We start from the raw sequence: 16,378 nt of genomic DNA on the forward strand, positions 1-16,378 counted from the left end.
GTCGGATCCCTTCCCAACGGGAAGGGCTCTGACCCCGACAGCGACCCGCCGCCTTCATCCACGCATGGCGTGGATCTCCCGTAAAAAAACGCCCGCTTTCGCGGGCGTTGTTCTTACTTCTTTTGCTCGGCCGCGGCCGGCTTGAACTCGGTGCGGCAGTCCACGCGGATCTGCTCGCCGGTGCTGCGCCAGACGAAGGTGCGGCAATGGCGGTTGCCGTCCTGGCTGTCGTTCACCGCGACCGCGTAGAACGATTCGATGATCTCGTCACGCGAGACCGTGCCGTCGCCATTCCAGTCCATGTCCTTCTGCTCGATGCCCTGGGTGATGGCGATGTTGGCGTACCAGGCATAGCCCAGCCACGCCAGCACGATCAGCACCAGGGCCAGCAGCGCCTTGCGGCGCGGGCTGAACTTGCCGCGCAGGATCATGGCACGCGCCGGATGGTGGCGCCGAGCGAAGACAGCTTCTCTTCGATGTTCTCGTAGCCACGATCAAGGTGGTAGATGCGGTCGATGGTGGTCTCGCCGCTGGCCATCAGGCCGGCCAGGATCAGCGAGGCCGAGGCACGCAGGTCGGTGGCCATTACCGGCGCACCGCTCAGGGTCTCGCTGCCACGCACGATGGCGGTGTGGCCTTCGACCTGGATGTCCGCGCCCAGGCGCAGCAGTTCGTTGACGTGCATGAAACGGTTCTCGAAGATCGTTTCGTTGATCACGCCGACGCCGTCGGCCACGCAGTTGAGCGCCATGAACTGCGCCTGCATGTCGGTCGGGAATGCGGGGTACGGCGCGGTGGTCAGGTTGACCGCCTTCGGCCGCTTGCCCTGCATGTCCAGGGTGATGGTGTCTTCGGTGGTCTCGATCTTCGCACCGGCCTCGACCAGCTTGGACAGCACCGCGTCCATGGTGTTCGGGCGCGCACGGTTGACCGTGACCTTGCCGCCGGTCATCGCCGCAGCGACCAGGAAGGTACCGGTTTCGATGCGGTCGGGCAGCACTTCGTGGCGGCCGCCGGACAGGCGCTCGACGCCTTCAATGACCAGGCGGGCAGTGCCCAGGCCTTCGATCTTCGCGCCCAGCGCGATCAGGCAATGCGCCAGATCGGTCACTTCCGGTTCCATCGCGCAGTTGTCGAGGATGGTGGTGCCTTCGGCCAGCACCGCGCCCATCAGCACGTTCTCGGTGCCGGTGACGCTGACCATGTCGAAGGTGAAATGGCCGCCCTTCAGCCGCTTGGCAGTGGCCTTGATGAAGCCGTTCTCGACCACGATCTCGGCACCCAGCGCCTGCAGGCCCTTGATGTGCTGGTCGACCGGACGCGAACCGATCGCGCAGCCGCCGGGCAGCGACACTTCCGCCGCGCCGAAGCGGGCCAGCAGCGGGCCCAGCACCAGGATCGAAGCGCGCATGGTCTTGACCAGCTCGTACGGTGCCACGTGCTGGTTGACCGAACGCGGGTCGACCACGATCGCGCTGCCACGCGACAGCGTGCCCTGGTCGATGGTGACCTTGGCGCCCAGCTCGCCCAGCAGCTTCACCGTGGTGACCACGTCGTGCAGGTGCGGCACGTTGGTGATCTCCACCGGCTCATCGGCCAGCAGGGTCGCGCAGAGGATGGGGAGGACGGCGTTCTTGGCGCCGGAGATGCTCACTTCACCGTGCAGCGCAGCGCCGCCGGTCACAACGATCTTGGCCATGTATTCGGGATCTTCTGCGGTTCAGCCGGCTTCGGCCGGGGTCACGGTTTTCAGCGCCAGCGCGTGGATCGCGCCGCCCATCAGGTCGCCCAGCGTGGCATAGACCATGCGGTGGCGGGCCAGCGGCATCTTGCCGGCGAACGCCTCGCAGACCACGGTCGCTTCGAAATGCACGCCATCATCGCCCTGCACGTCGGCGCGGGCGCCAGGCAGGCCGGTTTCGATCAGATTGCGGATGGTGTCGGCGTCCAACGGGCTTTCCTAATAAAATGTGCCTCCATTCTACTTCCGCTGCGTGGCGTCCGCATGGCCGAATCCCTGTTGCCCCCCCGTTCCGTCGACCCTGCCGGCCTGGTCGCCAGTGGCCGCCGCGTGTTCGAGATCGAGCGGCAGGCGCTGGATGCCGTCGCCGACCGCCTTGGCGAGGCCTTCCAGCAGGCCTGCGAGGCGATCCTGGCCAGCCGCGGCCGGGTGGTCGCCACCGGCATGGGCAAATCCGGCCACATTGCCCGCAAGATCGCCGCCACCCTGGCCTCCACCGGCACACCGGCGTTCTACGTGCATCCCGGCGAAGCCGGCCACGGCGACCTGGGCATGATCACCGAAGCCGACGTGGTGCTGGCCCTGTCCTATTCGGGCGAGTCCGATGAGGTGCTGATGCTGCTGCCTGTGCTCAAGCGCCAGGGCAACGTGCTGATTTCCATGACCGGCCGCCCGCAGTCGAGCCTGGCCACGGCCGCCGACATCCATCTGGATGTGAGCGTGCCGGCCGAGGCCTGCCCGCTGGCGCTGGCGCCGACCTCCAGCACCACCGCCTCGCTGGCGATGGGCGATGCGCTGGCCGTAGCCCTGCTTGACGCGCGCGGCTTCACCGCCGACGACTTCGCCCGCTCGCACCCGGCCGGCAGTCTCGGCCGTCGCCTGCTGCTGCACATCACCGATGTCATGCACACCGGCGAGGACCTGCCCAGCGTGGGCGCCGATGCCAGCCTCAGCGAGGCGCTGGTGGAAATGAGCCGCAAGCGGCTCGGCATGACCGCCGTGGTCGACGCCGATGGCGTGCTGATCGGCCTGTTCACCGACGGCGACCTGCGCCGGGCGCTGGACAGCGCGCTGGACGTGCGCACCGCGAAGATCGCCGATGTGATGACCCGCAACCCGCGCACCATCGGTGCCGACCAGCTGGCCGTAGAGGCCGCGCGGCAGATGGAGACCCAGAAAATCAACGGCCTGATCGTGGTCGATGGCCAGGGCCGTGCGGTCGGCGCCCTGAACATTCATGACCTGTTGCGGGCCCGGGTGGTTTAACCGACAGTCCGTAGACCCCATTCAGTCTGTAATGCCCCACCCGCCCCCACCGAGCCTGATCGCCTGATGCCCTGGTCCCCGCTGCCCGCGTTCCCCGCCCACCTGCATGCCGCTGCGGCCCGCGTCCGCCTGGCCTGCTTCGACGTGGACGGTACCCTCACCGACGGTCGGCTGTACTACGACAAGGACGGCAACGAGAGCAAGGCGTACTTCGTGCAGGACGGTCTGGGCCTGAAACTGCTGCAGCAGCACGGCATCCATCCCGTGCTGATCACCGCGCGCAACAGCCAGTCCGCGCTCAAGCGCGGCGCCGACCTCGGCATCGACACCCAGATCGCCGTGGGCGACAAGCTGGCCAGCGTGCAGACGCTGTGCGCACAGCATGGCATCGGCCTGGAGCAGGTGGCCTTCATGGGCGACGACCTGCCGGACCTGGCGCCGCTGGGCGCGGTCGGCCTGGCGGTGGCGCCAGCCAACGCCCACCCGTGGATCGCCGAGCGCGTGCACTGGCAGACCCGCGCCGATGGCGGACGTGGCGCCGCCCGTGAACTGTGCGACATCCTGCTGGCCGCCCAGGGCCATGTGGACGCGGTGCTGGCGAGGTTCGGCGCATGAACCTGCCCACCCTGAACTGGCGCACCGTGCTCGGCATCGGCCTGCTGCTGGCGGCCCTGCTCAGCAGCTGGGCGGCCCTGCGCAACCGCGACAAGGGCCCGGCCACTGCCGGCCAGGACGCCGGCGTGGACTACATCCTGCACGACTTCCAGATCGTCGCGCTGGATGAGCAGGGCAAGGAATCGACCACCCTGCGCGCACCGCGGCTGGAACGCCAGCGTGGCGACCAGACCATCAACATCGCCACCCCACTGTTCGAGATGCCGGACAAGGATGGCAAGCACTGGACCCTGCGCGCCGACACCGGCTGGCTCAGCGCCAAGGGCGACGAAATGAAGCTGCGCGGCAATGTCGCTGGCGACAGCCCGGCCGATCCGGGCGTGGTGCCGACCACTTTCCGCACCGACCACCTGGACGTGTTCCCGAAGGAGAACCGTGCCCGCACCGATGCGCGGGTCACCATGACCCGCCCCGGCATGGAACAGTCCGGCGTTGGCTTCGAGGTGGATTCCAAGAACAACACGTATCATTTCCTCAGCCAGTCCAAGGGCCGCTACACGCCCCGACGCTGATTCCGCCGCCCTCCTGCGACGTCCCCGGACCGGCGCAAGGACGGCAGCCCACCCACCCGCCGCCGGTTTTCCGGACGGCCCCACCGGTAGAACGGACCCCGATGAAGATTCCCTTTGCAGCCGTACTCGCGCTCGGTCTCCTTGTTCCCAGCGCTGCCTTTGCCAAGTCCACCGACCGCAACGAGAACATGAACATCGAATCCGGCGCCCAGTCGGGCGTGCTGACCGGCGACGGCAAGACCGTGCTGTCGCAGGGGGTGACCGTCACCCAGGGCACGCTGGACCTCCGCTCGTCCGAAGCCGAGATCTACCTGAAGGATGGCGAAGCCGTGCGTGCGGTGTTCACCGGCAAGCAGGCCACGATGAAGCAGCAGCTCGACGATGGCACCTGGATGGACGCGGTGGCCGATCGCATCGACTACGACATCAAGACCGAGATCATCACCCTGACCGGCAACTACAAGGTCACCAGCGCGCGCGGCACCAACGCCGGCCAGCGCATGGTCTACAACACCCGCACCGGGGAGATGAACTCCGGTGGTGATGGCAGCCGTGTGCGCACCGTCATTCCGCCGAAGAACAAGAACGCGGCAGCACAGCCGGCCGCCGCACCCAAGGCAGCGGCTCCGGCCAGCACGCCGGCCAAGCCGGCGGGGAGCAAGAAGTAATGCTCGTCGCCAAGGGCCTGCGCAAGCGCTACAAGCAGCGCGAAGTCGTCAAGGACTTCGGGCTGACCCTCGACGCCGGTGAAGTGGTCGGTTTGCTCGGCCCCAACGGTGCCGGCAAGACCACCTGTTTCTACATGATCGTCGGCCTGGTCGCCGCCGATGCAGGCAGCATCGTGCTCGACGGCAAGGACATCACCAGCGACCCGATGTACACCCGTGCCAAGCAGGGCGTGGGCTACCTGCCGCAGGAGCCGTCGGTGTTCCGCAAGCTGACCGTGGCCGACAACCTCCGCCTGGTGCTTGAACTGCGCGAAGACCTGGATTCGGCCGGCCGCGAACGCGAATTGAACAGCCTGCTCGACGAGCTGCAGCTGGGCCATGTCGCCGACCAGCTCGGTGCCAGCCTGTCCGGTGGCGAACGTCGTCGCTGCGAGATCGCCCGCGCACTGGCCGCGCAGCCGCGCCTGATCCTGCTCGACGAACCGTTTGCCGGTGTCGACCCGATCTCGGTGGGCGAAATCCAGCGCATCGTCACCCATCTCAAGCAGCGTGGCATCGGCGTGCTGATCACCGACCACAACGTGCGCGAGACCTTGGGAATCTGCGACCGCGCGTATATCCTCGCCGAGGGCACCGTGCTGGCCCAGGGTTCGCCGGAGGCGATCCTGGACAACGCTGACGTACGTCGCGTCTACCTTGGGGATTCCTTCAAGCTGTGACCGCAGGTGCTGGGTCCCTTTCCTTCCGTTCGGCACAGGCATGAAGACTCGGCTGCAGACATCGTTGGGACAGCAGCTGGTGCTCACCCCCCAGCTGCAGCAGGCGATCAAGCTGCTGCAGATGTCCACGACCGAGCTGGAGCTTGAAATCGCCCAGGCCGTGGAAAGCAATCCGCTGCTGGACTGGGCCGACAGCAACGACAGCAGTGCCGCCAATGAAGGCGGCGACAACACGGACGCCGATACGCCGGCCGAACGCGCCGACAATGGCGACGACTGGGCACCGGCCGAGCTCGACTGGAGCGCTGCCGGCAGTGGCGGCAGCTTCGACGATGATGATGACACCGGCAGCGCCGCCGAACGCGTGGCCGAAACCGAGACGCTGGCCGACCACCTGCTGTGGCAGCTGCACCTGTCGCATCTTTCCATGCATGACCGCAGCATCGGCGCTGCGCTGATCGATGCGTTGGACGATGACGGTTACCTGCGCGAACCGCTGGCCACCATCGCCGAAACCCTGCTGCCGTCGGTCCATGCCGATGAGGATGAAATCCTTGCGGTGCTGCATCGCATCCAGCGCTTCGACCCGGTCGGCGTTGCCGCGCGCACGCTCGGCGAATGCCTGCAGCTGCAGCTGGATGTGTTGCCTGGCGACACCGCGGGCCTGGCGCTGGCGCGGCAGATCGCCGCAGGCCCGCTGGAACGGCTGCCACGCAGTGGCGTCGCCGGTCTGGCCCATGAACTGAAACAGCCGCTGGACGAGGTCGAGGCAGCGGTCGCCCTGCTGCGCTCGCTGGACCCGCGTCCAGGGACTCAGATCGCGCCGCTTTCGCAGGATACCTACGTGGTGCCCGACGTGGTGGTGTGGCGGCAGAACGGCATCTGGCGCGCGGCGCTGGCCGCCCATGCCGGGCCAAAGGTGGTGATCCACCGTGGCTACGAACAGCTGATCCGCCGCTGTGGCGAGGCCGACGCCGGCTACCTGCGTGGCCAGCTGCAGGAGGCGCGCTGGCTGCTGAAGGGCCTGCAGCAGCGCGGTGAAACCCTGCTGCGGGTGGTGCGCAGCCTGATCCACCAGCAGGCCGGTTTCCTCGAGTTCGGCGAACAGGCGCTGCGCCCGCTGACCCTGCGCGAGATCGCCGCCGAACTGGGCCTGCACGAGTCGACGGTGTCGCGCGCGATCGCCCGCAAGCATGTGCGCACGCCGCGCGGCACGCTGCCGCTGCGTGCCTTCTTTGCCTCGGGCATCGATACCGAAGGCGGTGGCGAGGCGTCCAGCACCGCCATCCAGGCGATGATCCGGCGCCTGATCGACGACGAAAACCCGCGCAAGCCGCTTTCTGACGCCAAGCTGGCTGACCTGCTCAAATCGTCGGGAATTCCAGTAGCGCGACGCACCGTGGCGAAGTATCGTGAAGCCATGAACATCTCCGCCTCGCACGAAAGGGTCAGAATCGCTTGACGCGCCGCCGCGCCCGGCGGAGAGGTTCATTGGCACATCCGAACACAGGAGAAACCCGATGCGCATCGAAACGTTTGGCAAAGACGTCGAAGTCACCCCGGCCCTGCAGTCCTATGTGGAGGAGAAGCTGGCCCGGATCGGAAAACACTTCGACCAGCACTGCGAAGCGCGGGTGACCCTCAAGCTGCAGAAGACCGAACACCACGTCGACGCCAGCCTCAACATCCCGGGGCAGACCCTGCACGCCGAGGCCGGCGGCCAGACCATGTATGCCGCGATCGACCTGCTTGCGGACAAGCTTGACCGCCTGGTCATCAAGCACAAGGAGAAAAAACAGCAGCACGCACCGCTGCCGGTGGGTGACAATGGTGGCTGATCGCCACCGTTCCCCGCAGACATGCCCCTGACTGACCTCCTGGCGGCCGTGCAGACCCAGCTCTGCGCGGCCACCGACCGTGACAGCGTCCTGCAGGCCGCCGCCGGGTTGCTGGCCTGCCGCCAGGCCAATGCCGAACAGATCTATCTGAACCTGTGCCAGCGCGAGGCCCTGGGCAGCACCGCGATCGGCCACGGTATCGCCATCCCCCACGGCCGCGCGCCGACCCTGGACCGCCCTCGTGGCGCCCTGCTGCGTCTGGCGACCCCGGTCGACTTCGGCGGCGATGAGCCGGTGGACCTGGTGTTCGCGATGGCCGTCCCCGCCCACTACACCCACCAGCACCTGATGCTGCTGTCCGAGCTGGCCGAGCTGTTTTCCGCGCCGGATATCCGCCAGGCCCTGCGTGCGGCCGGCGATGCCCGGGCCCTGCGCGAGGCGCTGGACATGACCCCACCTGCGAGCGCCGCATGAATACCAGCATCACCGCCCGTGAACTGTTCGAACAGCAGCGCGAGCGGCTGGGGCTGCGCTGGGCCGCCGGCAAATCCGGTGAGAAGCGCGAGCTGGAGGCCGGCAACACGGTCTCGCGGCGTCCCTCGCTGGCCGGCTACCTCAACGCCATCTATCCCAACAAGGTGCAGATTCTGGGCACCGAGGAACTGTCCTGGCTGGATGCGCTGGAACCGCGCCAGCGCTGGGAGACCATCGAAAAGATCATGCAGTCGCACCCGCTTGCGCTGGTGCTGACCCGCAACCAGGCCTGCCCCGAAGACCTGCGCGCCGCCGCCGATGAATCCGGCACGCCGCTGTGGTTGTCGCCCAAGCGCGGCCACGAACTGCTGAACCACCTGTCCTACCACCTGGCGCGCACGCTCGCGCCGAGGGTGATCCTGCACGGCGTGTTCATGGAGATCTATTCCATTGGCGTGCTGATCACCGGTGAGGCCGGGTCGGGCAAGAGCGAGCTGGCACTGGAACTGCTCAGCCGTGGTCACCGCCTGGTCGCCGACGACGCCCCCGAGTTCACCCAGATCGCCCCGGACGTGCTCGACGGCACCTGCCCCGAACTGCTGCAGGACCTGCTGGAAGTGCGCGGCCTGGGCGTGCTGAACGTGCGCGAGATGTTCGGCGACACGGCTGTAAAGAAGAACAAGTACCTTCGGCTGATCGTCCACCTGACCAAGCCGATGACCGAACCCACCCCGCATGGCTACGAGCGCCTGACCGGCGACTCGGGCACCCGCCATGTGCTGGATCTGGACGTTCCGCTGATCACCCTGCCGGTGATGCCCGGCCGCAACCTGGCCGTGCTGACCGAAGCCGCCACCCGCCTGCACATCCTGCGCACCAAGGGCATTGACCCGGCGGCCATGTTCATCGCCCGCCACAGCAACCTGTTGGAACGGCGAACTCCCTGATCCTCCTGCCCCTCGAAGAGCCTGTCCATGAGCACCGCAATCCCCACCGCCCCGACCCTGATCATCGTCAGCGGCCTGTCCGGCTCGGGTAAATCCGTCGCCCTGAAGACCTTCGAGGACCAGGACTACTACTGCTCGGACAACCTGCCGATCCACCTGCTGCCGGATTTCGTGCGCAGCCTGCTGGCCAACCACGACGGCAGCGCACCGCGCCGCTTGGCCGTAGGCATCGATGTCCGCGGCCAGGCTGACCTGAGCCAGCTGGGCGACTGGCGGCAGCTGGCCACTGACGCCGGCGTGGAAGTGAAGGTACTGTTCTTCGAGGCCAGCGACGAAACGGTGCTCAAGCGCTACGCCGACACCCGTCGTCGCCATCCGCTGAGCCAGCTGGGCCTGTCGCTGCCCGAAGCGATCGCCCGCGAGCGCGAGCTGACCGCACCGTTGCGCCGCGAGGCCGATGCGGTGATCGATACCAGCACCCTCAACGTGCACCAGCTTCGGCGGCGGATCATCACCGAGTTCGCGATGGACCATGCCACTGGCCTGTCGCTGCTGTTCGAATCATTCGCCTACAAGCGCGGCGTACCGGCCGAGGCGGACTTCGTGTTCGATGCGCGGGTGCTGCCCAATCCACACTGGGACCCGGACCTGCGCGCGCTGAGCGGCCGCGAACCCGGCGTGCGCGACTACCTGGAAGCGCAGCCGGACGTGCAGCGCTACCTGGCCCAGCTGATGGATTTCCTCGATACGTGGCTGCCGAAACTGGGGGATGGCACCCGCAGCTACGTGACCGTGGCGTTCGGCTGCACCGGCGGCAAGCACCGCTCGGTGTTCCTGGCCGAGCGCATGGCCCGGCACGCCCGCGAGATGGGCTGGCAGGACGTGGCCACCTACCACCGCGAACAGGATTGAGGGTGGTCGGCCGGGCTGCGCCCGGCACCCGTTGGTAGTGCCGGCCGCTGGCCGGCAACAGCAACAGCAACAGCAAAAGCGGCATTCCGTGGGATGGCGGGGCGGTGTGGGTAGGCAGGACACGCCGTGAACCCGTCCATGGGGGCTCGATGGCGCCATCCATGGCGCCAACGGTCCTGCCTACCCACACCGCCCCGCCTCTGACAGATTCCGTGCGCTGTTGGTAGGTGTCGACCTTGGTCGACACGGTAGATCCACGCCATGCGTGGATGAATCGCTGCCAGGCATCGAAAAACGCATGGGGTCGGATCCCTTTTTCAATGAAAAAGGGCCCCGACCCGAGCAACACTGAATACGGGACACAGTACCCCTCATCTGCTGCTATCGCCGATTCACCTTGACCTGTTAACGTGCAGTAATGACCTGTGGCATTCTCCTCGTAACACATCCCGGGGTCGGGACCGCCCTGCTTGACGTGGCGACCCGGCTCCTGCGGCAGTTGCCGCTGAAAACCGAAGCTTTCGAAGTACCGTTCGACGCAGACCTGGACGCCCTGCTCCCGCTCGCCTCGGCCGCTTTGCGGCGGGTCGATGGAGGTGACGGCGTGCTGATCCTGACCGACCTGTACGGCGCCAGCCCCGCCAACCTTGCCGGGCAGCTGGCCCGGCTGGGAACCCCGGTTCGCCGGGTATCGGCGCTGAGCCTGCCGATGTTGCTGCGGGTGATGAATTATCCGGAACAGGGACTGGATCAACTGCCCGCCACAGCCGCGGCGGGTACCCGTAATGGAGCGATAGTCGACGATGCTTGAACGAGAACTCACCGTCAGCAACCGCCTGGGCCTGCATGCCCGGGCCACCGCCAAGCTGGTGCAGACCCTGGCGCCGTTCCGCTGCAACGTGACCATGGCCGCCAAGGGCCGTGAGATCAACGCCAAGAGCATCATGGGCGTGATGCTGCTGGCCGCCGGCCAGGGCACCCCGGTCACCGTGCGCATCAACGGCGAGGACGAAGCCGCCGCGATGGAAGCAGTGGTCGGCCTGTTCGAACGCCGCTTCGACGAGGACAGCTGAGCGTGCCGCGCGCACGCGCCAGCCAGGTCCCTTCCGGCCAACGGCCGGTACAGCTGCTGGCCGGCCACGGCGCCGCGCGCGGAACGGCGATGGGCCGGGCACGCGTGCGACTGCCGCATGCGCTGGAGGTGGCCGAGCAGCGCGTGGCCGCCCACCAGGTCGAGGCCGAACTGGCGCGCCTGCACCGGGCGCTGGATGCCGCGCGTACGGAAATGCACGAGCTGCGCCAGCGCCTGCATGGCGCCCTGAACCAGGAAGTGGGCGAGTTCCTCGACCTGCACGCGCTGCTGCTGGACGACCCCGAGCTGCTGTACGGCTTGGACGAGCTGATCCGCAGTGGCCCGTACAGCGCCGGCTATGCCTTGCGCCTGCAGCGCGACCGCCTGGCCAAGGTCTTCGATGGCATGGACGATGCCTATCTGAAGAGCCGCATGGACGATCTCGACCATGTGATCGGGCGCATCCACGCCTTCCTGCAACCCGAACGGCCGTCGGCGGTGAAAGGCCTGGCCGGCGAGATCCTGGTCTGCGACAACATCGCGCCCTCCGAGCTGGCGCAGCTGCAGGCACAGGGCGTAGTCGGCATCGTCACGGCCGCCGGCAGCGCGCTGTCGCACAGCGCGATCCTGGCGCGCAGCCTGCACCTGCCCCTGATCGTCAACGTGCCGCAGCTGCTCAGCCGCATCGCCGATGGCGATGTGCTGATCATCGATGGCGCCGACGGCAGCATCACCGTCAACCCGCAGGCCGACAACCTGCGGGACTACCGCGTCCGGCTGAAGGAACATGCGCGCGAGCAGCGCGAGCTCGGCCGCCTGCGCAGCAAGCCCAGCCGTACCCGCGACCAGGTCGACATTGCCCTGCTGGCCAATGCCGAATCGCTGGAAGACGTGACCCAGGCGCATGCACTGGGCGCGCAGGGGCTCGGCCTGTACCGCACCGAATTCCTGTTCCTGCAGCGCAATGAGCTGCCGGACGAAGAAGAGCAGTTCCAGACCTACCGCGATGCCGCGCTGGGCATGAGCGGGCGGCCGGTCACCATACGCACGCTGGACCTGGGCGCGGACAAGGCCGACCGTACCGGCCTGACCCTGAGCAACGAAGAGAACCCTGCACTCGGCCTGCGCGGGGTGCGCCTGTCGCTGGCACGGCCGAAAGTGGCCGACACCCAGCTGCGCGCGATCCTGCGCGCGTCTGCATACGGCAAGCTGCGCGTACTGGTGCCGATGGTCAGCACCCGCGAGGAGCTGCTGGCCGTGCGCCGGCGCATGCTCAAACTGACCGAACAGCTGCGCGGCGAAGGGCACATGGTGTCCGACCACGTACCGCTGGGCGCGATGATCGAAGTCCCCGCCGCTGCGCTGGCGCTGGAGAGCTTCATCGACCTGGTCGATTTCCTGTCGATCGGCACCAACGATCTGGTGCAGTACCTGCTGGCTGCCGACCGCAACAACGAGGCGCTGGGCGAGTTGTATTCACCGCTGCACCCGGCCGTGCTGCGGCTGCTGCAGATGGTGATCGAGACCGGCGCGCGTCACCGCATCCCGGTGGCGGTCTGCGGCGAGATGGCCGGTGATGCCCGGATGACCCCGCTGCTGCTGGCGCTGGGCCTGAGCGAGTTCAGCCTGCACCCGGGTACGTTGCTGGAGGTACGCCGCGCGATACGCGAAGCCGATCTGGGTGCGCTGCGCGCCCGTGCCCCAAAGTTGCTGGCCGCGCGCGACCGCCGCGCCATCGAACGCTGGCTGGCGCTGGTGGCGGATACGCCCTGATTTGCGCGCTACGCGCTCGCCTGGCATGGCCCGGCGGAACATGTGGAACCGCTGGCCGCTGGCCCGACCCAGATTCGATCCGCAGAAGCAGCCCCTTGTTGTTCAAGGGGCGCGCCGACAGGCGGGGGATAAGGTTGAATGCGTGGACCCCGGTGGCCGCAGGCCAGCGGGGTATCCGGTGAAACATCGCCTTGCGATAATGACGCGCTGAACACCCCTGTTGCCGCATCCTTGCCGGGATCGCGGCTTTTCTTATCCCGCGGGAGCTGCGATGGCTGAAGCTGTACGCCACGACAAGACTGCGCGCCAACTGCGGATGCTGTCCGATGCACTGGACAGCGGCCGGCTGGGCCCGGTACGTCGCCTGGTCAACACCCTGGCCCCGGCCGAGATCGGCAACCTGCTTGAATCACTGCCGCCGGGCAAGCGCGAGGTGGTGTGGGGCCTGGTCGATCCTGAAGACGACGGCGAGGTGCTGGTCCACGTCGGCGAGGACGTGCGCGAAAGCCTGCTCGCGGACATGGACCCGGACGAGATCATCGCCGCGGTCGAAGACCTGGACATCGACGATCTGGCCGACCTGGTCGAAGACCTGCCGGATACGGTCATCGATGAAGTCCTCAAGTCGATGGACCGCGAGAACCGCGAGCGGCTGGAACAGGTGCTGTCCTATCCCGAGGACAGCGCCGGCCGCCTGATGAACCCGGACGTGGTGACCGTGCGCGCCGACGTCAACGTCGACGTGGTGCTGCGCTACCTGCGCCTGCGCGGCGAATTGCCTGACCACACCGACCACCTGTTCGTGGTCAGCCGGCGGCACCAGTATCTCGGCCGGGTGTCGCTGGCGGCACTGGTGACCCACGAGGACACCACCCCGATCAACCGCCTGATCGACGACGAGCAGCCGGCCATCGACGTCGGCGAGAGCGACCAGGAAGTGGCACGGCAGTTCTCCGACCATGACTGGATCTCCGCACCGGTGGTGGACGAGAACAACATCCTCGTTGGCCGCATCACCATCGATGACGTGGTCGACATCATCCGCGGCCAGGCCGAGCACCAGGCGCTGGGCGCCGCCGGCCTAGACGAGGACGAGGACCTGTTCAGCCCAGTCTGGCGCGCCATGCGCCGCCGCCTGATGTGGCTGTCGGTGAACCTGTGCACCGCCTTCCTGGCCTCCAGCGTGGTCGGCCATTTCGAAGGCACCATCGACAAGCTGGTGGCGCTGGCGGTGCTGATGCCGATCGTCGCCGGCCTCGGCGGTAACGCCGGTACCCAGGTGCTGGCGCTGATGGTGCGCGGCCTGGCGTTGGGCCAGGTGGGCGCCTCCAACGCGCGCACGCTGCTGTGGAAGGAAGTGCGGGTGGCCGCACTCAACGGCCTGCTGCTCGGCTCGATCCTGGGGCTGATCGTGCTGGTCTGGTTCCACTCGCCCGGGCTGTCGGCGGTGATCGCCATCGCGCTGACCTGCAATCTGCTGTTTGCGGCGCTGGCCGGCGTGCTGGTGCCGCTGACCCTGAAACGCTTCGGCTTCGACCCGGCGCTGGCCAGTGGCATCTTCCTGACTGCCGTGACCGACTCGATGGGCTTCTTCACCTTCCTCGGCCTGGCCACGCTGGTGCTGCTGCACTGATCCCTGCCGGGCCGGATCTCCGCAACGCGGAGCTCCGACCCACGCCAAAACCCAGGGTCGGATCCCCGCGGCGCGGGGCTCTGACCCGATTCCAACTGGACCCTCATGGCCACCACGATCGAAAACTATTTCCAGCCCGGCTGGCGCGACCAGCAGCACACCTGCCCAGCCTGCGAATGGAAGGGCAGCTCGCGTGCCATGGAGATGGAGCTGGACGAGGACGCCACCGAGTACGCCTGCCCGGTCTGCGAAAACCCGTTGCTGGTGGTGCTGCATCCGGACATGGCACAGGTGCAGGCCGCGGCCGCCAGCGGCAATGCCGAAGCCCAGGAACAGCTGGACATCATCGCCAGCTTTCCGCGCCCGCAGTGATGCGGCGCATGATGCCGCGTTGACCTGCGGCGGACTAGGATGCGGCTGAACCCACCGCTCCTGGAACGTCGATGGTCCGTACGATGATGCGCTGGCTGCCGATGCTGGCGATCCTGATGATGGCCGGCTGCGCCTCGCAGCCGGACAGCGCGCGCGGCCACTTCGAATCGCGTGCGGTGAAAGTGGATGGCCGTACCGCCTATTACCAGGTGTTCATTCCGGCAACCGCGGCGCGCACGCCTGGCGCACTGCCGGTGGTGCTGTTCCTGCATGGATCCGGCGAGCGCGGCGGCGACGGCGTCAAGCAGACCCATGCCGGGCTGGGGCCGCACCTGCGCAGGCACGCGGCCGACTTCCCCGCGTTGGCCGTATTCCCGCAGGTGCCAGGCCGCCAGGAATGGAGCGGGCGCAACAACCGCGTTGCGCTGGCCGCCCTGGACGCCACCATCGCCGAGTTCGGTGCCGATCCCTCGCGGCAGTACCTGACCGGGATGTCGATGGGCGGCTATGGCAGCTGGAACATCGCGCTGGATGACCCCGGCCGCTTCGCCGCGATCGTGCCGGTATGCGGCGCGGTGCTGGCGCCGCGCGCGGTGCGTCCGACCCTGTTCGTCGAACAGGTGGCCCAGGAATCCGATCCGTATGCCGAGATCGCCAAGCGGCTTCGGCACACACCGATCTGGATCTTCCATGGTGCGCTGGATGACGTGGTGCCGCCGGACGACGACCGCAGGCTGCACGCCGCCTTCCAAAGCGCCGCTGCACGCGACGTGCGCTACACCGAGTACCCGGAGGGCAACCACAATGCCTGGGACGCCACCTACGCGGACCCGGCAATGTGGGCATGGCTGTTCGCGCAGAAGCGCTGAGCCACGACGTCCGGTGGTTGCCCACCAAGGTTGGAGCCTGGTTTGGGTAGTTACCCACTAAGGTTGGAACCTGCTTTCGGTGGGTGCCAACCTTGGTTGGCACTATCTGTCCGCCCCCATGAACTCCGTCCTGGCATAGGAACCTTCGAGTTCCCACTCACACCACGCATGCGGGTACTCGCCAAGCTGCGTTGCCAGCCCCGCCCTGATCGGATTCGCCATCACATACATTGCGTGCCGGAACAGCGATTCATCAGAGCGGATCGCGTGATCGTGATAGCAGGACTGCCAGAAGCGCCCTACTCTGCCCAGTACCCTGTTTGCGTACACCGCCGTACGCGACTTGAAGCGCTTCATGACAACGTCGAGCGATGCCGCGCGCAGCTGCATCAACCAGTGAATGTGATCCGGCATGACCACGTAGGCGATCGAATGGGTCAGACCTTCCAGATCCAGACGCTGGAACTCCTGCATGGCGGTAACCGCAACGGCGTCATTGGCGAACAGAGCCGCCCGGCCATGCACGTTCGTGGTGAGGATGTAGCTCTGGCCAATACTGGAATGACGGCCTAGCAGGAGACGGGTGCTGTTCATGCAGAAGAGCATGGGCGGGCGCATGTTCCCTGAACATCGGGAAATCACCTTCGCCCGGGTAGGCCAGTGCCAACCAAGGTTGGCACCCACCACACCAGCAGTACCAACCAAGGTTGGCACCCATCACACCAGCAGTACCAACCAAGGTTGGCACCCATCACACCAGCAGTATCAACCTAGGCTGGTACCCACCACACCAGCAGTGCCAACCTAGGCTGGTACCCACCACACCAGCAGTGCCAACCTAGGCTGGTACCCACCACACCAGCAGTGCCAACCTAGGCTGGTACCCACCACACCAGCAGTGCCAACC

Annotated in this window: 20 protein-coding genes; 16 read left to right on the plus strand and 4 right to left on the minus strand. The window is 67.1% G+C overall.

The window, feature by feature from the left end; all coding sequences use genetic code 11:
- Positions 1-113 precede the first annotated feature (113 nt).
- The 3 genes from AC5P74_RS15245 to AC5P74_RS15255 are packed head-to-tail and all read right to left on the minus strand — an operon-like array spanning position 114 to position 1,951.
- Positions 114-431: a hypothetical protein gene (locus AC5P74_RS15245; RefSeq protein WP_053500219.1), complete on the minus strand. Its 318-nt coding sequence runs from the start codon at positions 429-431 to the stop codon at positions 114-116.
- Entirely contained in the window at positions 428-1,699 is a 1,272-nt protein-coding gene (gene murA, locus AC5P74_RS15250) for a UDP-N-acetylglucosamine 1-carboxyvinyltransferase (RefSeq protein WP_005415563.1), read from the minus strand. Before murA ends, AC5P74_RS15245 begins: the two co-directional genes overlap by 4 nt.
- 21 nt (positions 1,700-1,720) lie before the next feature.
- Positions 1,721-1,951 (minus strand): BolA family protein, encoded by a 231-nt coding sequence (locus AC5P74_RS15255; protein ID WP_005408396.1) that lies wholly within the window; start codon positions 1,949-1,951, stop codon positions 1,721-1,723.
- Between the two features lie 54 nt (positions 1,952-2,005).
- Between AC5P74_RS15255 and AC5P74_RS15260 the strand changes: the two genes are divergently transcribed.
- The 16 genes from AC5P74_RS15260 (at position 2,006) to AC5P74_RS15335 (ending at position 15,471) form a co-directional block, all read left to right on the plus strand.
- Positions 2,006-3,007 carry a KpsF/GutQ family sugar-phosphate isomerase gene (locus AC5P74_RS15260; protein WP_005415562.1) on the plus strand — a complete coding sequence of 334 codons (1,002 nt, stop codon included), beginning with the start codon at positions 2,006-2,008 and terminating at the stop codon, positions 3,005-3,007.
- A 66-nt stretch (positions 3,008-3,073) separates the two neighbouring features.
- Positions 3,074-3,622 (plus strand): KdsC family phosphatase, encoded by a 549-nt coding sequence (locus tag AC5P74_RS15265; RefSeq protein ID WP_065177942.1) that lies wholly within the window; start codon positions 3,074-3,076, stop codon positions 3,620-3,622.
- Positions 3,619-4,194, plus strand: coding sequence for an LPS export ABC transporter periplasmic protein LptC (gene lptC, locus AC5P74_RS15270; protein WP_253136488.1), 576 nt, complete (start codon positions 3,619-3,621; stop codon positions 4,192-4,194). Before AC5P74_RS15265 ends, lptC begins: the two co-directional genes overlap by 4 nt.
- Positions 4,195-4,295: 101 nt before the next feature.
- Positions 4,296-4,862: a lipopolysaccharide transport periplasmic protein LptA gene (gene lptA, locus AC5P74_RS15275; protein ID WP_005415559.1), complete on the plus strand. Its 567-nt coding sequence runs from the start codon at positions 4,296-4,298 to the stop codon at positions 4,860-4,862.
- A complete protein-coding gene (gene lptB, locus AC5P74_RS15280; RefSeq protein ID WP_005415558.1) occupies positions 4,862-5,581 on the plus strand; it encodes an LPS export ABC transporter ATP-binding protein in 720 nt (239 codons plus the stop codon). Before lptA ends, lptB begins: the two co-directional genes overlap by 1 nt.
- 40 nt (positions 5,582-5,621) lie before the next feature.
- Positions 5,622-7,043, plus strand: coding sequence for an RNA polymerase factor sigma-54 (locus tag AC5P74_RS15285; protein ID WP_053500221.1), 1,422 nt, complete (start codon positions 5,622-5,624; stop codon positions 7,041-7,043).
- Between the two features lie 58 nt (positions 7,044-7,101).
- On the plus strand, positions 7,102-7,419 hold the full coding sequence (gene hpf / locus AC5P74_RS15290; RefSeq protein ID WP_005415556.1) for a ribosome hibernation-promoting factor, HPF/YfiA family: 318 nt from the start codon (positions 7,102-7,104) through the stop codon (positions 7,417-7,419).
- Between the two features lie 21 nt (positions 7,420-7,440).
- Positions 7,441-7,893, plus strand: coding sequence for a PTS sugar transporter subunit IIA (locus AC5P74_RS15295; protein ID WP_053500223.1), 453 nt, complete (start codon positions 7,441-7,443; stop codon positions 7,891-7,893).
- Positions 7,890-8,840 (plus strand): HPr(Ser) kinase/phosphatase, encoded by a 951-nt coding sequence (hprK, locus tag AC5P74_RS15300; RefSeq protein WP_005408388.1) that lies wholly within the window; start codon positions 7,890-7,892, stop codon positions 8,838-8,840. Before AC5P74_RS15295 ends, hprK begins: the two co-directional genes overlap by 4 nt.
- A 27-nt stretch (positions 8,841-8,867) precedes the next feature.
- Entirely contained in the window at positions 8,868-9,752 is an 885-nt protein-coding gene (rapZ, locus tag AC5P74_RS15305) for an RNase adapter RapZ (RefSeq protein WP_005415554.1), read from the plus strand.
- A 418-nt stretch (positions 9,753-10,170) separates the two neighbouring features.
- Positions 10,171-10,563 (plus strand): PTS sugar transporter subunit IIA, encoded by a 393-nt coding sequence (locus tag AC5P74_RS15310; RefSeq protein ID WP_005408386.1) that lies wholly within the window; start codon positions 10,171-10,173, stop codon positions 10,561-10,563.
- On the plus strand, positions 10,556-10,825 hold the full coding sequence (locus AC5P74_RS15315; RefSeq protein ID WP_005408385.1) for an HPr family phosphocarrier protein: 270 nt from the start codon (positions 10,556-10,558) through the stop codon (positions 10,823-10,825). The genes AC5P74_RS15310 and AC5P74_RS15315 overlap by 8 nt, the downstream gene beginning before the upstream one ends.
- A gap of 2 nt (positions 10,826-10,827) precedes the next feature.
- Positions 10,828-12,597 carry a phosphoenolpyruvate--protein phosphotransferase gene (gene ptsP, locus AC5P74_RS15320; protein ID WP_197598432.1) on the plus strand — a complete coding sequence of 590 codons (1,770 nt, stop codon included), beginning with the start codon at positions 10,828-10,830 and terminating at the stop codon, positions 12,595-12,597.
- Between the two features lie 271 nt (positions 12,598-12,868).
- On the plus strand, positions 12,869-14,230 hold the full coding sequence (gene mgtE, locus AC5P74_RS15325) for a magnesium transporter (RefSeq protein WP_053500770.1): 1,362 nt from the start codon (positions 12,869-12,871) through the stop codon (positions 14,228-14,230).
- Positions 14,231-14,335: 105 nt separating this feature from the next.
- Positions 14,336-14,602, plus strand: a complete 267-nt coding sequence (locus tag AC5P74_RS15330; protein WP_005415551.1) for a hypothetical protein — start codon at positions 14,336-14,338, stop codon at positions 14,600-14,602.
- A 71-nt stretch (positions 14,603-14,673) separates the two neighbouring features.
- Positions 14,674-15,471 (plus strand): carboxylesterase family protein, encoded by a 798-nt coding sequence (locus AC5P74_RS15335; RefSeq protein WP_329841419.1) that lies wholly within the window; start codon positions 14,674-14,676, stop codon positions 15,469-15,471.
- A 102-nt stretch (positions 15,472-15,573) separates the two neighbouring features.
- On the opposite strand, the gene AC5P74_RS15340 is transcribed toward AC5P74_RS15335, so the two are convergent.
- On the minus strand, positions 15,574-16,065 hold the full coding sequence (locus AC5P74_RS15340) for an REP-associated tyrosine transposase (RefSeq protein WP_329841418.1): 492 nt from the start codon (positions 16,063-16,065) through the stop codon (positions 15,574-15,576).
- Positions 16,066-16,378: the final 313 nt, after the last annotated feature.

The organism is Stenotrophomonas sp. YJH_SMC_94-11, from assembly GCF_059370435.1.

Bases quoted from the DNA above. Each gene is read 5' to 3' on its own strand.
- AC5P74_RS15245 (WP_053500219.1), bottom strand. From the start codon at position 431: ATGATCCTGCGCGGCAAGTTCAGCCCGCGCCGCAAGGCGCTGCTGGCC.
- murA (WP_005415563.1), bottom strand. From the start codon at position 1,699: ATGGCCAAGATCGTTGTGACCGGCGGCGCTGCGCTGCACGGTGAAGTG.
- AC5P74_RS15260 (WP_005415562.1), top strand. From the start codon at position 2,006: ATGGCCGAATCCCTGTTGCCCCCCCGTTCCGTCGACCCTGCCGGCCTG.
- AC5P74_RS15265 (WP_065177942.1), top strand. From the start codon at position 3,074: ATGCCCTGGTCCCCGCTGCCCGCGTTCCCCGCCCACCTGCATGCCGCT.
- lptC (WP_253136488.1), top strand. From the start codon at position 3,619: ATGAACCTGCCCACCCTGAACTGGCGCACCGTGCTCGGCATCGGCCTG.
- lptA (WP_005415559.1), top strand. From the start codon at position 4,296: ATGAAGATTCCCTTTGCAGCCGTACTCGCGCTCGGTCTCCTTGTTCCC.
- lptB (WP_005415558.1), top strand. From the start codon at position 4,862: ATGCTCGTCGCCAAGGGCCTGCGCAAGCGCTACAAGCAGCGCGAAGTC.
- AC5P74_RS15285 (WP_053500221.1), top strand. From the start codon at position 5,622: ATGAAGACTCGGCTGCAGACATCGTTGGGACAGCAGCTGGTGCTCACC.
- hpf (WP_005415556.1), top strand. From the start codon at position 7,102: ATGCGCATCGAAACGTTTGGCAAAGACGTCGAAGTCACCCCGGCCCTG.
- AC5P74_RS15295 (WP_053500223.1), top strand. From the start codon at position 7,441: ATGCCCCTGACTGACCTCCTGGCGGCCGTGCAGACCCAGCTCTGCGCG.
- hprK (WP_005408388.1), top strand. From the start codon at position 7,890: ATGAATACCAGCATCACCGCCCGTGAACTGTTCGAACAGCAGCGCGAG.
- rapZ (WP_005415554.1), top strand. From the start codon at position 8,868: ATGAGCACCGCAATCCCCACCGCCCCGACCCTGATCATCGTCAGCGGC.
- AC5P74_RS15310 (WP_005408386.1), top strand. From the start codon at position 10,171: ATGACCTGTGGCATTCTCCTCGTAACACATCCCGGGGTCGGGACCGCC.
- AC5P74_RS15315 (WP_005408385.1), top strand. From the start codon at position 10,556: ATGCTTGAACGAGAACTCACCGTCAGCAACCGCCTGGGCCTGCATGCC.
- mgtE (WP_053500770.1), top strand. From the start codon at position 12,869: ATGGCTGAAGCTGTACGCCACGACAAGACTGCGCGCCAACTGCGGATG.
- AC5P74_RS15330 (WP_005415551.1), top strand. From the start codon at position 14,336: ATGGCCACCACGATCGAAAACTATTTCCAGCCCGGCTGGCGCGACCAG.
- AC5P74_RS15335 (WP_329841419.1), top strand. From the start codon at position 14,674: ATGGTCCGTACGATGATGCGCTGGCTGCCGATGCTGGCGATCCTGATG.
- AC5P74_RS15340 (WP_329841418.1), bottom strand. From the start codon at position 16,065: ATGAACAGCACCCGTCTCCTGCTAGGCCGTCATTCCAGTATTGGCCAG.